At 68.4% G+C, this 14,366-nt stretch carries 15 protein-coding genes and 1 tRNA gene; 5 read left to right on the top strand and 11 right to left on the bottom strand.

The window, feature by feature from the left end; translation table 11 throughout:
• Window positions 1-127 precede the first annotated feature (127 nt).
• Window positions 128-550 (top strand): DUF4189 domain-containing protein, encoded by a 423-nt coding sequence (locus A5730_RS15845; RefSeq protein WP_067902123.1) that lies wholly within the window; start codon window positions 128-130, stop codon window positions 548-550.
• A gap of 219 nt (window positions 551-769) precedes the next feature.
• On the opposite strand, the gene A5730_RS15840 is transcribed toward A5730_RS15845, so the two are convergent.
• Window positions 770-1,000, bottom strand: a complete 231-nt coding sequence (locus A5730_RS15840; RefSeq protein WP_369829887.1) for a DUF6400 family protein — start codon at window positions 998-1,000, stop codon at window positions 770-772.
• A 419-nt stretch (window positions 1,001-1,419) separates the two neighbouring features.
• Here A5730_RS15840 and A5730_RS15830 point away from each other — a divergent pair, with 419 nt between their 5' ends.
• Window positions 1,420-2,655: a M20 family metallo-hydrolase gene (locus A5730_RS15830; RefSeq protein ID WP_067902118.1), complete on the top strand. Its 1,236-nt coding sequence runs from the start codon at window positions 1,420-1,422 to the stop codon at window positions 2,653-2,655.
• A gap of 110 nt (window positions 2,656-2,765) precedes the next feature.
• On the opposite strand, the gene A5730_RS15825 is transcribed toward A5730_RS15830, so the two are convergent.
• Window positions 2,766-2,842, bottom strand: a tRNA-Pro gene (locus A5730_RS15825).
• Window positions 2,843-3,249: 407 nt separating this feature from the next.
• On the opposite strand from A5730_RS15825, the gene A5730_RS15820 reads away from it, so the two are divergent.
• Both A5730_RS15820 and A5730_RS15815 read left to right on the top strand, forming a co-directional pair.
• The gene (locus tag A5730_RS15820) at window positions 3,250-3,954 is read left to right on the top strand and encodes a sensor domain-containing protein (RefSeq protein WP_067902116.1); all 705 of its coding nucleotides are present in this window, start codon (window positions 3,250-3,252) and stop codon (window positions 3,952-3,954) included.
• A gap of 19 nt (window positions 3,955-3,973) precedes the next feature.
• Window positions 3,974-4,810, top strand: a complete 837-nt coding sequence (locus A5730_RS15815; protein WP_082946854.1) for a sensor domain-containing protein — start codon at window positions 3,974-3,976, stop codon at window positions 4,808-4,810.
• 67 nt (window positions 4,811-4,877) lie between these two features.
• Here A5730_RS15815 and der read toward each other — a convergent pair whose 3' ends face one another.
• The 6 genes from der to A5730_RS15785 are packed head-to-tail and all read right to left on the bottom strand — an operon-like array spanning window position 4,878 to window position 10,063.
• Window positions 4,878-6,278, bottom strand: a complete 1,401-nt coding sequence (gene der / locus A5730_RS15810; protein ID WP_067902103.1) for a ribosome biogenesis GTPase Der — start codon at window positions 6,276-6,278, stop codon at window positions 4,878-4,880.
• Window positions 6,275-6,949, bottom strand: coding sequence for a (d)CMP kinase (cmk, locus tag A5730_RS15805; protein WP_067902101.1), 675 nt, complete (start codon window positions 6,947-6,949; stop codon window positions 6,275-6,277). The genes der and cmk overlap by 4 nt, the downstream gene beginning before the upstream one ends.
• Window positions 6,946-7,689, bottom strand: coding sequence for a pseudouridine synthase (locus A5730_RS15800; protein WP_067902099.1), 744 nt, complete (start codon window positions 7,687-7,689; stop codon window positions 6,946-6,948). Before A5730_RS15800 ends, cmk begins: the two co-directional genes overlap by 4 nt.
• Window positions 7,689-8,387, bottom strand: coding sequence for an SMC-Scp complex subunit ScpB (gene scpB / locus A5730_RS15795; RefSeq protein ID WP_067902091.1), 699 nt, complete (start codon window positions 8,385-8,387; stop codon window positions 7,689-7,691). The genes A5730_RS15800 and scpB overlap by 1 nt, the downstream gene beginning before the upstream one ends.
• A complete protein-coding gene (locus A5730_RS15790; protein WP_067902089.1) occupies window positions 8,388-9,203 on the bottom strand; it encodes a segregation/condensation protein A in 816 nt (271 codons plus the stop codon).
• On the bottom strand, window positions 9,200-10,063 hold the full coding sequence (locus A5730_RS15785; protein ID WP_055404433.1) for a ParA family protein: 864 nt from the start codon (window positions 10,061-10,063) through the stop codon (window positions 9,200-9,202). The genes A5730_RS15790 and A5730_RS15785 overlap by 4 nt, the downstream gene beginning before the upstream one ends.
• 182 nt (window positions 10,064-10,245) lie before the next feature.
• Here A5730_RS15785 and A5730_RS15780 point away from each other — a divergent pair, with 182 nt between their 5' ends.
• On the top strand, window positions 10,246-10,998 hold the full coding sequence (locus A5730_RS15780; protein WP_067902086.1) for an O-methyltransferase: 753 nt from the start codon (window positions 10,246-10,248) through the stop codon (window positions 10,996-10,998).
• 9 nt (window positions 10,999-11,007) lie between these two features.
• On the opposite strand, the gene xerD is transcribed toward A5730_RS15780, so the two are convergent.
• Genes xerD through A5730_RS15765 form a run of 3 tightly spaced genes read right to left on the bottom strand, consistent with a single transcriptional unit; the run spans window position 11,008 to window position 14,313 of the window.
• The gene (xerD, locus tag A5730_RS15775; RefSeq protein ID WP_067823199.1) at window positions 11,008-11,949 is read right to left on the bottom strand and encodes a site-specific tyrosine recombinase XerD; all 942 of its coding nucleotides are present in this window, start codon (window positions 11,947-11,949) and stop codon (window positions 11,008-11,010) included.
• Complete coding sequence (locus A5730_RS15770) at window positions 11,946-12,569, bottom strand: NUDIX hydrolase (RefSeq protein WP_067902085.1); 624 nt, start codon at window positions 12,567-12,569, stop codon at window positions 11,946-11,948. The genes xerD and A5730_RS15770 overlap by 4 nt, the downstream gene beginning before the upstream one ends.
• Window positions 12,562-14,313 (bottom strand): CTP synthase, encoded by a 1,752-nt coding sequence (locus A5730_RS15765; protein WP_067902082.1) that lies wholly within the window; start codon window positions 14,311-14,313, stop codon window positions 12,562-12,564. The genes A5730_RS15770 and A5730_RS15765 overlap by 8 nt, the downstream gene beginning before the upstream one ends.
• Between the last annotated feature and the right edge of the window lie 53 nt (window positions 14,314-14,366).

Genomic DNA, 14,366 nt, shown 5'->3' with positions numbered 1-14,366 from the left:
TCGGAACTGTGAAGATTTGCTACGCGCGTGTCAAGGCCTTGTTAAGTACGCAACCTAATCGGCGTCGACCCATCACCGTTAGCAGTACGGCACATCTTCTGCCGGAACACGATGTGAAAGGAAGCATGTGCTCAAGCCTCTTGCGTCCGCGGTGATCCTCGCTGTTTGTGCTGTCGGACTGGCCGCGCCGGCACAGGCTCAGGGCGGTTACATCGTGATCGCCGGGTCGGACTCCACCCACTCCGTCGACGTCACCGTCGGCGGCAACCACGCCAGCCTGGCTGACGTCGAGGCGTACGCGATCAGTCATTGCGCCGAGAAGCACGGCGCGACCGACTGCCACGTTCTTGCCGAGGGCCGGGGCGGCTGCGTGGCCCTCTCGGACAACGGCCACGGCCTGGTCGGCGGCTGGGGTCCCACCCGCAATGCCGCCGGAGCCGCGGCCGCGGCCAAGGTGGTATCCGGGCCGGCGAACGTCGACGGCACCCGCTGCGTCGTCGACCCGGACCTGATTTCCACGGGGAACTTCTCGTTCGTGGCCACGCAATAGCGGCGAAAAGCCCAGGGTCAGGCGGTGCGGCGGTGCGTGTCGGTGGACCAGAGATGGCCGCAATCCGAGCACTGCAGGTGTACGAGGGTCCCCCGGTTGCTCAGCAGGTACTGCCAGTGCGTGTCGCAGTTTCGGGTGCTGCGGCAATCGCCACACTTGGCGCGGTGATTGCAGTGCGGGCAGGGCAGCCAGGCGCGGCGGCTACGGTCGGCGGTCGGATCAATCGGTAACACGATCGGCCGTCCGTGAAGGCAGGACGCCTGCTTCGACCAGCTCGTCGTAAATCCGCTGCTGGTCGGCGTCCAAATTCGAATACAGCATGTCGTAGGCACGCTGTTCCTCGGCGAGCACGGCGACGGGGTCCCAGTCGTCACCGATCGCTTCGAGCACCGCGCTGCGCCGACGCGCCTCGTCGAGGGTCAGGTCATAGGCAAAGTCCAGGTCGGCCATTGCGCTCCCCACCATTAGTCATACAAACGAATGGTTAGGATGCCCTAATTGGTGCTGGTCAAGCTATGGCGTGCGTCACTTTTGGGCGTTGGGGTTGGTCACAGTGCGGGAACCGGCCCTCGCTCGAACTGTCGTCGGGCAGCGACCGCCATTGACCTGTAGTCCGATGCCGTTAACACCTAAAATGTCACCGACGTCGCGCCATTAACGCAAGCCGTCGCAGCCATATTAAATGTGCTCGCGTCGGAGACCGTGGAGATGCGCGACGGCAGAAAGGTCCACGATATGGTTCCCTCGCCGGAGCTGGCGCTCTTAATCGACAGAGCCGTCGACACATTGAGGTTCGGCAATCTTGACTGCTACCACCGGAACTCTGAGACGAACGCTCAGTTACCGCGCACCTACGGCCAACTTGTCTGATGACAGGGTCCGCTCCTCCGGTAAATCAGTCCCGCTTGCTCTCACGCATTAGGCAATTGGCCCAAATCGGGCACAGCCCCGGCCGCGGCATCACTCGTCTGGCGTGGTCCGCCGAAGATCGAGCAGCCGTCAAGCTTGTTTCCGAGTGGGCTGAGGCTGCAGGAGCCGACATTCACATCGACGCGGTCGGGAACCTGCTCGCCGATCGGCCAGGCACGGTTTCTGGACTGGCCCCGTTGGTCACCGGCAGCCACCTGGACACGGTGATAAACGCAGGGCCGCTTGATGGGGCCTACGGCGTGGTTGCCGGGATCGAAGTCTTGGCGTGCCTCCACGACGCTCGGCTCGAAACGCGCCATCCGTTGCGGGTTTGCGCCTTCGCCAACGAGGAAGGGGTAGTGGCGCCCCCATTTACGGGGAGCCGGGCTGTCGCGGGAAAGCTGCAGCCTCACGAACTTGAAGAACCCAGTGCCGACGCATTGACCCTGGCCGCACGGCTTCGAGCCATCGGCTGCGATCCGGGGCAAGCCGCTGCGGCTGCATGGCACCCGATCGCCGCCATGTTGGAACTACACATTGAGCAGGGTCCGGTGCTCGAGCACGGTGGGACGGCGATCGGAGTCGTCACCGCCATCACATCTCAGCGTTGGGGGACGATCTCCATTACTGGCGAGGCTAATCACGCCGGTACGACGCCTATGGGTTTCCGCCACGACGCCCTCGTCGCCGGGGCACAAGTTGTGCTTGCTGTCCAGGAGCTCGCCACCAACGGACCGGCCGATGTCGCAACGGTTGGTCGCATCACTGCCAGCCCTGGTGCCACCAACGTTGTTCCGGGGCATTGTGAGCTGAGCTTCGATGTGCGGGCCATCGACGATGCCAAAGCCGCGGACGCGATGGCGCAGCTCCACGACCGTCTCGCGAACATCGGACGCGTTACGGGGTGCGTGCTCGAGGTCAGGGCGCTACCAGTCAAGCCTGCGGCGGCCACCGACAAAAATTTGCAGGAGCTAATCACCGAAGTTGCGCGAGCCCGCAAACTGTCGACCGCCAGGGTGGCCAGTGGAGCCGGCCACGACTGCGCCAACCTGGTCGGTCTGGGGCCTGTGGGCATGATCTTCGTGCCCAGCGAAAAGGGAATCAGTCATAACCCCGACGAAACGACACCGGATCAGGCGCTAGTCGACGGAGTCGCCGTCCTTCTCGACACGCTGATTTGTCTCGACAAACTCTAGTGCGCCGGCGAGTAAGAGCGCTGTTGCGATTATGTGGTGGTCCCAACCGAATTACGCCGCGCCTGCACACGTATGGGGGAGTGCGCCAACGATGTCCCGAGACGTCACGCTGGTCGGGCTGACAGGATTTGAACCTGCGACCACTTGACCCCCAGTCAAGTGCGCTACCAAACTGCGCCACAGCCCGGATGCCGCCCGAATCGGCGGCAGCAGGTCGAAAGCCTACCGCAGACACCCCGGAACGCAGCGAAGCGGCCTCCGACCAACCCGACGAACCTGCAGGCAGACAAACCGCAAACCCCAAACCTCGACGCCAACTAGAATCCTGCTCACGAACGCAGGCGGGTTGCTGTGCTCGCCAACAAACCTCGGGGGACAACCGCAATGATGGCGAACGGTCCGGCGCGTGGCAGTGGTGAACCGCCGGCGAATCAGGGCAATGTCCCGCCCCCCGGCGGCTACCACCTCGCCCCACCCGGCGCTCCATATGCGCCGGGACAGCCGATTGCCTGGAGCGGCTACCAGCCGGGCCCGGCCGGCGCGCTGCCTCCGGGGCCGCCGGGGCCGGGGCCAGCCCCACCCACCAAACGATGGTTGATCGTCACGACCGCAATTCTCGCGGTCGTCTCGACCGTGTTGGGCGTGATCCTCATCAGCCGTGTGATGACCTCGGATGCATCGGCGTCATCACACCGAGAACCGCCAGGGCTGTCGGTGCCCACGACGCCGGGGTTGGTCCACCCGGAAGACCTGAAGAACCTTCTGTTGAGCCCGGCCGAGGCCGGCGACATTCTGCAGGTGCCGGGAATGGCTCTGTACCAAAGCAACAACGGCCTATTCATGGATACCGCCGACCCGCCCGACTGTGCCGGCATCTGGGCTCCGGGCATGGCGCAGGTCTATCGCGACACACGCTTCATCGACGCGCAGTCGGCCGAACTTCACGGCCCGGGCGACGTGTACGTGAAGTTGACCCTGCAGTCGCTGGTGGCCTTCCCGACTGCCAAAGACGCCGGCACCGTCTTCGAGGACCTCACGAGGAAGTGGGATCACTGCGCTCGAACCGAGGTTTTGGTGAACCGCCACGAGGGCGGAACCATCGCCGTCGGCGACCCTCGGGTCGTCGACAACGTGCTGCTGGTCTCCTGGGACAAAACCGGCGGAACAGGGTGGGGTTGCCAGCGTGCCTTAATGCCGCGCAGCAATGTCGTGATCGACATGCGGGTGTGCGACTACGGCGGCAGCAATCAAGCCCCCGAACTCGTCAACAAAGTCGCCTCCCGGATCCCCACCTCGTGAACAGCCCAGGAGGTAAGCCATGAGCGCTCCAGGCGACTGGGGCAGCGGCCCGGGAGGCAGGCCACCGGCAGGGCCGTTAAATGCGCCACCGTTCGGTTACCAGGGCGCGCCCCCGCCCGGCCCCGCCTTCTGGCCGAACCAGGCGCCGACCCCGGGCCGTTCCGGTGAGTCGCTCGCGCGGTGGTGGTGGCTGACGGGCGCCGCCGCGACGCTGACGGTCGGGCTGTTGATCGCGGTCATCCTGTACCAGCCGGCCCACTCGGGCGGCGGCACCGTGGCCGCCTCCGCACTCCCGGATGTTCTGCTGAGCGCCGAGGAAGCCGCCCATGCTGTGGGCGCCGGAACGTTGTCCGGCGAAGCGGTTCAAGACAAGCTGGCCGACACACCCATTGTCGACGAGGACTGCGTGGGTGTGTTGAAAGCGGCCGAGCAGAAGGCGTATGGAACGACCGGGTGGACTGCAGTTCGGACGCAGGAGCTTGGCGATGGTGATGCCAAGGGATGGCGGTTGATTCAAGCGGTCGTGTCCTTCCCGGACGCGCAATCGGCGAACAACTTCGTTGGCAATGCCGCGACGGAGTGGCAGAGATGCGCCAATCGCGAGCTGAACACCCGGAACGTCAATATGGATGATCCCCGCAACGTGTTGTGGAAGACGGGATCGGTGTCGCGGGCCGGCGGCATCCTCGCGATGGACATGGTTCAGGAGGCTCAGGGCTGGAACTGTCAGCGCGTCCTCAGCGTCCGGAACAACGTCGTCATCGACCTTGATCTCTGCGGACGGAACGTGTCGGGGTCGGCGGTGCCACAGTTCGTGGACGGTGTAGACAAGAAGATCGACGCCCGGAGCAGCTAGGCGGCCGACTCAGGGCGATGAAAATCATTCCGGGAAGCCAGAATTGGCCGCCGGAGAGCCCGACAGCTCAGCGCCGCCTGGCTCCCCGCTTCTCGCGCACCCGCACGTTGATCCGGATCGGCGAACCCTCGAACCCGAACGCCTCCCGCAGCCGCCGCTCCAGGAAACGCCGGTAGCCGGCCTCCAGGAATCCGGTGGTGAACAGCACGAACGTCGGCGGGCGGGCGGTGGCCTGGGTGGCGAACAGGATCCGCGGCTGCTTGCCCCCGCGCACGGGCGGCGGCGTCGCGGCCACCACCTCCTTGAGCCAGGCGTTGAGCGGCCCGGTCGGGATGCGGGTGTCCCACGAGGCCAAGGCCGTCTCAATCGCGGGCACCAGCTTCTGCACGGCTCGGCCCGTCCGGGCGGAGATGTTGACCCGCTGCGCCCACCGCAGCTGCACCAGCTCGCGGTCGATCTCGCGCTCCAGCAGCTCGCGCCGGTCCTCGTCCACCAGGTCCCACTTGTTGAAGGCCAGCACCAGCGCCCGGCCGGCCTCGATCACCATCGACAGCACCCGCTGGTCCTGTTCGGTCAGCGGCTCGGAGGCGTCGATCAGCACGACCACCACCTCGGCCGAGTCGATCGCGGAGTGGGTGCGCACCGATGCGTAGAACTCGTGTCCGCTGGCCTGGCCGACCTTGCGCCGCAGCCCCGCGGTGTCGACGAACCGCCACACCTTGCCGCCCAACTCGATCAGCGAGTCCACCGGGTCGACGGTCGTGCCCGCGACGTCGTGCACCACCGAACGTTCGTCTCCCGCAAGCTTGTTCAGCAGCGAGCTCTTGCCCACGTTGGGCTTGCCGACCAGCGCCACGCGTCGCGGGCCGCCCGGCCCCGGCGCCGCCTCGGACACCTCGGGCAGCGCGGCCAGCACCTCGTCGAGCAGGTCGGCGACGCCGCGGCCGTGGATCGCGCTGACCGCGTGCGGCTCGCCGAGGCCCAGCGACCACAACGCGGCCGCGTCCGCCTCGCCTTTCTCGCTGTCAACCTTGTTGGCGGCCAGGAAAACCGGCTTCCCTGAGCGCAGCAGGATCCGGGCGGCCGCCTCGTCGGCCGCGGTGGCGCCGACGGTCGCGTCGACCACCAGGATCACCACGTCGGCGGTGCGCATGGCCACCGACGCCTGCTCGGCCACCAGTTGCTGCAGGCCCTTGGCGTCGGGCTCCCATCCGCCGGTGTCCTGAACGACGAATCGGCGGCCGGTCCAGAGCGCGTCGTAGGACACCCGGTCGCGGGTCACGCCGGGAATGTCCTGCACCACCGCCTCGCGCCGGCCCAGGATCCGGTTCACCAGCGTCGACTTGCCGACATTGGGCCGACCGACCACCGCGACGACGGGAGCGGGGCCGGGCTCCGTCGCCTCATCGACGTCGAAACCGACCGAATCCCAATCGCTTTCGTCGGACCACGTGCCGTCGGACGTCACCGCACCGCCCCGTTTCGCTGCTGGACCAGCTCGAGCAGGTGGTCGATCACCTGCGGCTCGGTCATCTCGCTGGTGTCGACGACCACCGCGTCCGCCGCGGCGCGCAGCGGCGACACCGCCCGGGTGGAATCCAGATGGTCGCGCCGCCGCACGTCGGCCAGCACCGCGTCGTAGTCGTCGGCCAGGCCGCCCGCGACGTTCTGGTCGTTGCGGCGCCGCGCGCGGGTCTCGGCCGACGCGGTCAGGAAAATCTTCACCGGGGCGTCGGGCAGGACGACGGTCCCGATGTCGCGGCCCTCCACGACGACGCTGCCGGGGCCCTCGGCCATCTCGCGCTGCAGGCCCACCAGGCGGGCGCGCACGGCTGGCACCGACGACACCGCCGAGACGGCGCGGGTCACCTCGTCGCCGCGGATCTCTATCGAAACGTCCTCTCCGGCAAGGAAATACCGGTCGCCGTCCACCGACAGCCGGGCGGTCGTTCCGATCCGCGCGACGGCCTCGCCGTCGGCGGGGTCGACACCCGCACGCAGCACGGCCAGCGTCACCATCCGGTACATCGCCCCGGTGTCCAGGTAGCGGGCCCCCAAAGCCTGTGCCAATCCCCTTGACACCGAGGACTTCCCGGTCCCGGCGGGCCCGTCGATGGCCACCACCACATCGGAGGTCACAGGCCCACCGCCTGATACAGCTGCCCGACCTCGTGATGCCCCAGGGCCCGGATGCTGCCGGGCCGCTGCTTGCCCAGCGACACGGGCCCGATGTCGGTGCGCACCAGCGACTCCACCGGAAAGCCGGCGGCGCCCAACAGCCGCCGCACGATGCGGTTGCGGCCCTCGTGCAGCACCACCCGCACCAGCGTCTTGCCCGGAATCGCGTCCACCACCGCGAAGTCGTCGACCCGCGCGGGGCCGTCGTCCAAGTCGATGCCGGCCTTGAGCCGCTTGCCCAGCCCGCGCGGCACCGAGCCCGTCACCGTCGCCAGGTACGTCTTGGGCACCTCGTGGGAGGGGTGCATCAACCGGTGCGCCAGCTCGCCGTCGTTGGTCAGCAGGATCAGCCCCTCGGTGTCGGCGTCCAGGCGCCCGACGTGAAACAGGTTCTTGTTGCCGCGAACCCGGCGTTCCACCAGGTCGCCGACGCAGGGTCGGCCGCGGTCGTCCGACATGGTCGAGTGCATGCCCCGCGGCTTGTTCAGAGCCAGGTACACCATCGACTCGTCGAGCACGACCCGGGCGCCGTCGACGCGGATCACCGAGGCGTCGGGATCCACCCGGGTGCCCAGCTCGGTCACCACCCGACCGTCGACCTCGACGCGGCCGTCGATGATCAATTTCTCGGCGGCGCGCCGCGACGCAATTCCGGCCTGGGACAACACCTTTTGCAGGCGGATCCCTTCGGTCTCGACCATCAATCCTGGTCCACGTCGAACGTCAGCGCCTGATCGGGCGCCTGGCCGCCCGCGAGCTTGATGAAACGCGGCTCGCTGTCCAGGGATTCGCTCAGGTCCTCGATCGTGTCGACGTCGGGCAGCAGCGGGGCGATGTCGGGCAGGTCGGCCAGCGACGTCAACCCCAACCGCTCCAGGAACAGGTCGGTGGTGGCGAACGTCGTGGCGCCGGTGTCGTCGTCCACCCCGGCCTCGGTGATCAGGCCGCGCGCCAACAGCGTGCGCATGACGGCGTCGACGTTGACGCCGCGGACCGCGCTCACCCGCGCGCGCGTCACCGGCTGGCGGTAGGCCACCACTGCAAGGGTTTCCAGCGCGGCCCGGGTCAGCTTGGACCGCGCGCCGTCCAGCAGCAGCTTCTCCACGTACGGCGCGAACCGGGCGCGGGTGTACATCCGCCAGCCCTCGCTGTTCTGGCGCAGGTCGATGCCGCTGTCGCGCTCGGTGAGTTCCTCGGCCATCTGCTGCAGCCGCGAGGCGACCCGGTAGACGGGCTGTTGGGTGGCCGCGGCCAGCGCCTCGGCGCTGACGGGAGTGTCGACGACCAGCAGCAGCGCCTCCAGCACGGAGCCGAGCTCCTCGGGCTCCATCGGCGCCACCTCGGCGATGTCGGGGATGCCCGCGTCGTCGAGATCGACGTCCGGCAGCTCTTCGCTCACTTATTCGTCCCGCACTTCTACCAAGGCTTCGTTGACCGGACGTTCCCCGGTCCATGAAATCTGGAGCACGCCGAGCGGCTCCGACTGGTCGAATGCTACCGCCCGGCTGCGGTACAGCTCGAGCAGCGCCAGGAAGCGCCCGACCACCTCCATCGGCGCCTCGCAGTCGGCGACCAGCTCGGAGAACGTGGCCCATCGGCCGCTGCCGCGCGATTCCAGGATCGCCAGCAACTTCTTGGCCTGCTCGGGCACCGAGACCGACACCTCATGCAGGTGGCCGATCGCCACCGTCGGCACCGGACGCGGGCTGAACGCGATCGCGGCGATCTGGGCGAACCGCTCGGCGTCGACGCCCAGCATCACCTCGGGCAGCAGCTCGGTGAACCGCTCCTCCAGCGACACCGCGCGCGGGTAGCTGCGCAGCGCGGTCGCCTCCAGCTCGGCGAACATCTCCGCGACGTGCTTGAACGCCCGGTACTGCAGCAGCCGGGCGAACAGCAAGTCGCGCACCTCCAGCAGGGCCAGGTCCTCGGCGTCGTCGACCTGCCCGGCGGGCAGCAGCCGGGCGGCCTTGAGGTCGAGCAGCGTCGCGGCGACCACCAAAAACGCGGTGGTCTCCTCCAGGTCCAGCTGCGAGCCGATCTCGCGGGTGTAGGCGATGAAGTCGTCGGTGACCTGGTGCAGCGCCACCTCGGTGACGTCCAGGCGGTGGGCGAAGATCAACTGGAGCAGCAGATCGAACGGCCCCTCGAAGTTGGTCAGGCGGACCTGAAAGCCGTTCTTGGGTGGCGCCTCACCGTTCGCGCTGGCCGTCACGCGCCGAATCGGTCGATGAACTCGCGGGCCAGCGCGCGGTACGCGACGGCGCCCGTCGAGCGCGGGGCCCAGGTGGTGATGGGCTCGCCGGCCACGCTGGTCTCCGGGAAGCGGACGGTGCGGGTGATGACGGTGTCGAACACCAAGTCGCCGAACCGCTCCACCACGCGGGCCATCACCTCGCGCGAGTTGACCGTGCGCGGGTCGTACCGGGTGAGCAGGATCCCGCTGATCTCCAGCTTCGGGTTGAGCCGGTCGCGCACCTTGTCGACGGTGTCGGTCAGCAGCGCCAGCCCGCGCAGCGAGAAGAATTCGCATTCGGTGGGGATCACCACGCCGTCGGCGCACGCCAGCCCGTTGACGGTCAGCAGCCCCAGCGACGGCTGGCAGTCGATCAGGACATAGTCGTAGCGGTCCAGCACCGGGTGCAGGGCCCGGCCCAGCGTCTGCTCGCGGCCCACCTCGTTGACCAGCTGGATCTCGGCGGCGGACAGGTCGATGTTGCTGGGCACCAGGTCCATGTGCTTGACGCGGGTCTGCAGCAGCACGTCGTCGATCGACACCCGCGGCTCGACCAGCACGTTGTGAATGGTCTTCTCCAGCTCGTAGTGCGGGACGCCGAGCCCCGCGGACAGCGCGCCCTGCGGGTCCATGTCCACCAGCAGCACCCGCCGTCCGTATTCGGCGAGCGCGGCGCCCAGGTTGATGGTCGACGTGGTCTTCCCGACGCCGCCCTTCTGGTTGCACATCGCGACGACCTTCGCCGGGCCGTGCGAGGTGCGCGGCTGCGGTTCCGGGATCGCCCGCGGCGGCCGCCCGGTCAGACCGAGCTCGACGCCGCTGTCCGGCTGCTCGGTCATGGCGAGGGTGTTCGGGAGGTGAACATCGACCGAAAGTCTAACGGGTTCGCGCGCAGAACCCGGGCGACCCGCAGGCAACTTACCAGCCAATATGCGCGGAAAGTCCTTGTCAGAGAAACATTTACACGCCCCGTCACACCAGCCTCACCAGCACCATGGGTCGGGGCCTATCGTGGGTTCCTATGGACCTCAATCGACGCATTCCCCTGCTGCGATGGTCGGTGTGGCGGATGGCGACGGGAGCGCGCAACATCACGACGACGGGCCAGATCGGTGACGGGCGGGAAGCCGCGGCGGTGGACTACGTGCTGCGCAACGCCAAGGCCGGCGACATCGACGACGTGCTGGCCACCGTCGACAAGTTCGCCTACGAGAAGTCGATGCTGATCAACGTCGGCGACGAGAAGGGCCAACTGCTCGACGCCGCGGTGCGCCGGGCCAACCCGGCGCTGGCGCTGGAGCTGGGCACCTACGTCGGGTACGGCGCGCTGCGCATCGCCAGGGCCGCCCCGAACGCCAAGGTCTTTTCCGTCGAGCTCGCCGAACCCAACGCCGCCAACGCCCGGCGGATCTGGGCCCACGCCGGGGTCGCCGACCGGGTCACGTGCGTCGTCGGCACCATCGGCGACGGCGGGCGCACCCTGGACGCGCTGGCCGCCGAGCACGGATTCACCGACGGCACCCTCGAGTTCGTCTTCCTCGATCACGACAAGGACGCCTACCTGAAGGACCTGCAGAGCATCATGGCGCGCGGCTGGCTGAGCCCGGGCGCCATCGTCGTCGCCGACAACGTCCGGGTGCCGGGCTCCCCGAAGTACCGCGAGTACATGCGCCGGCAGCAGGGCAAGCAGTGGAACACCGTCGAGCACAAGACGCACCTCGAATACCAGTCGCTGGTCTCGGACCTGGTGCTGGAGTCCGAGTACCTGGGCTAGGCCCGGCGATTACTGCGCGCGCGGGTGGGCTTCGGCCCACACCTCGCGCAGCGCGTGCACGGTGACCATCGTGTAGATCTGCGTCGTCGTCACCGACGCGTGCCCCAACAGCTCCTGGACCACCCGGACGTCGGCGCCGCCCTCGAGCAGGTGGGTCGCGAACGAGTGCCGCAGCATGTGCGGCGAGACGCCCGACGTGATGCCGGCGCGCTCGGCGGCGTCCTGCAGCACCTGCCACGCGCTTTGGCGCGACAGCCGCCCGCCGCGCACGTTGAGGAAGATCGCCGGCGTCCCGCGGCCGCGGCGGGCCAGCTCCGGGCGGCCGCGCACCAGGTAGGCGTCCAGCGCCTGCACGGCCGGCCTGCCGATCGGGACCAGCCGCTGCTTTCCGCCCTTGCCGCGCAACAACACCGAGCGGGCCTTGGTATCGATGTCGTCGACGTCGAGGCCGACGGCCTCGGAGATGCGCGCCCCGGTCGAGTACAGCAGTTCCAGCAGCGCCCGGTTGCGCAGCGTGAGCGGGCCGTCGGACGCGCTGTCGCCCCCGGCGGCCTCCAGCAGCGCCAGCACCTGGTCGATGGTCAGGCTCTTGGGGAGCCGGCGGCCGGGGGTCGGCGGGCGGACGGCGCGCGCCACGTCCAGTTCGGCGAGCCCCTCGGCGGCGGCGAACCGGTGCAGGCCGCGCACCGCGATCAGCGCCCGCGCCGCCGACACCGCGGACAGCGCGGCGGTCCCAGAGTCCGGGTCGCCGCGGCGCAACGCCACCAGGAACTCGCTCACGTCGTCCTCGCCGACCTTGGCCAGGTCGTGAATCCCGCGGTCCGACAAGTGCTTGGTGTAGCGGCGCAAATCGCGGCGATAGGAGCTGAGGGTGTTCGCTGCGACGCCCCGCTCGATCGTGAGGTGGTCGAGGTAGCCCTGCAGCTGGCTGTCCAGGGCCACCGTTGTCATCGCGCGGCCTTGCGCGCGGCGAAGGCGGAAGGCTTGTCGCGCCACGGGCTGTCCACCGGGCGGGCCGGGGTGGACCCGGTACTGACGACCCGGGCGGCCAGAATGCCCGCTACCGCAATGGCATTGACGATCTCGCCGCGAAGCACCATCTCGGTGGCGTCGGCGAGCGGATACCACCGCAGCGTCAGGTCGGCCTCTTCGTCGTGCGCCTCGGGCCGGTCCAACTCGGTGAGCCCGGTGGCGAGATAGACGCGCACGGATTCGTCGCTGAAGCCGGGAGTGGAATCGAGGTCGACGAGCACCCGCCAGGTGTCGGCCTGCAATCCCGCTTCCTCGTGCAACTCCCGCGCCGCGGTCAGCTGGGGCTCCTCGCCGCCGACGTCGAGCAGCCCGGCGGGCAGCTCCCACAGCCGCCGCCCGAACGCGTGGCGGTACTGATAGACCATCGCGATGTTGCCGTCGTCGTCCATGGCGACCACGGCCACCGCGCCGAAGTGCTCGACGACCTCCCGGATCGTGGTGCTGCCGCCGGGCATCCGGACCTCGTCCCGGCGCAGCGCGAAAATCTTTCCCGTGTACAGCGTTTCGGATGACGCCGTCTCGAAGTTGTGCTCAGCCACGGGTCGCGGGCTCAGGTAGCGACTGGCCGACGCTGTCCCGCTGCTGGTTGCCGTTGGGCGATTGCTCGGGGATCTCCACCGGAAGCAACTCGCCCGACTGGTAGTCGAGGGCGGCCCCGACGAATGCGACGAACAGCGGGTGCGGCCGGGTGGGCCGGCTCTTCAGCTCCGGGTGGGCCTGGGTGCCGACGATGAACGGGTGCACCTCGGGCGGGTATTCGACGAACTCGACCAGGTGTCCGTCGGGCGAGGTCCCGGAGAACCGCAGGCCGCTCTCGGCGATCTTGTCGCGGTAGGCGTTGTTGACCTCGTAGCGGTGCCGGTGCCGCTCGGACACCTGCGTGCCGCCGTAGGCCTGGGCCACGATCGAATCCGGTTGCAGCACGGCGGGATAGGCACCCCGCCGCATGGTGCCGCCCAGATCGGCCTGGCCCGCCACGGCGTCGACCTGGTCGGCCATCGTGGAGATGACGGGATCCGGTGTGGCCGGGTCGAATTCGGCCGAGTTGGCCTCGGTCAGCCCGGCGGAGCGCGCGGCCTCGATCACGATGCACTGCAACCCGAGGCACAGGCCCAGCACCGGCAGCCCCCGCGTGCGTGCGTAGCGGATGGCGCCGATCTTGCCCTCGATCCCGCGGATGCCGAAGCCGCCGGGAATGAGCACGCCGTGCACGTCGCCCAGCGCCGCCGCCGCGCCCGCCGCCGTCTCGCAGTCGTCGGAGGGCACCCACTGCATCTCCACCTTGGCGTGGTGCTTGAAGCCGCCGGCGCGCAGCGCTTCGGTCACCGACAGGTAGGCGTCGGAAAGCTCGATGTACTTGCCCACCAAGGCGATTCGGACGGTCTCGTGCGGCTCGTGCACGCGGCGCAGCAGGTCGTCCCACTCGGTCCAGTCGACGTCGCGGAACGGCAGGTTGAGCCGGCGCACCACGTACGCGTCGAGTTCCTCGCGGTGCAGGCGCTTGGGGATGTCGTAGATCGACGGCGCGTCCGGGGTGGAGATGACGCCGTCGATGTCGACGTCACACATCAGCGCGATCTTGTTCTTCAGCGCTTCGGGGACGTCCCGGTCGCAGCGCAGGATCAGCGCGTCCGGGGTGATACCGATGCTGCGCAGCGCGGCCACCGAGTGCTGGGTGGGCTTGGTCTTGAGTTCGCCCGACGGCGCCAGGTAGGGCACCAGCGAGACGTGCAGGAAGAAAACGTTCTCCCGGCCCAGGTCGTGGCGGACCTGGCGGGCCGCCTCCAGGAACGGCTGCGACTCGATATCGCCGACGGTGCCGCCGATTTCGGTGATGACCACGTCCGGCCGGTTGCCCTCGGCGTCCGGCTGGGCCATCGCCATGATCCGGCTCTTGATCTCGTCGGTGATGTGCGGGATCACCTGCACGGTGTCGCCGAGGTATTCGCCGCGCCGTTCCTTGGCGATGACGGTCGAATACACTTGGCCCGTCGTGACATTCGCCGAACCGGACAGGTCGCGATCGAGGAACCGCTCGTAGTGCCCGACGTCGAGGTCGGTCTCGGCGCCGTCCTCGGTGACGAACACCTCGCCATGCTGGAACGGGTTCATCGTGCCGGGGTCGACGTTGAGGTACGGGTCGAGCTTTTGCATCGTCACGTGCAACCCGCGGGCCGTCAGCAGCTGACCGAGGCTGCTGGCGGTGAGGCCCTTGCCCAACGAGGACGCGACGCCCCCGCTGACGAAGAGGTGCTTGGTTGCGGATTGCGAATGCTTTCGCACAGGCGACCTCCGTGAAGACGGGCAGGGCGTCAAAATTTTGCTAGCGAATAACT

The organism is Mycobacterium sp. ACS4054, assembly GCF_001667275.1.
GTDB lineage: Bacteria > Actinomycetota > Actinomycetes > Mycobacteriales > Mycobacteriaceae > Mycobacterium.
The sequence above is the reverse complement of the archived record's forward strand: the minus strand, read 5'-3'. Positions and strand labels throughout refer to the sequence as shown.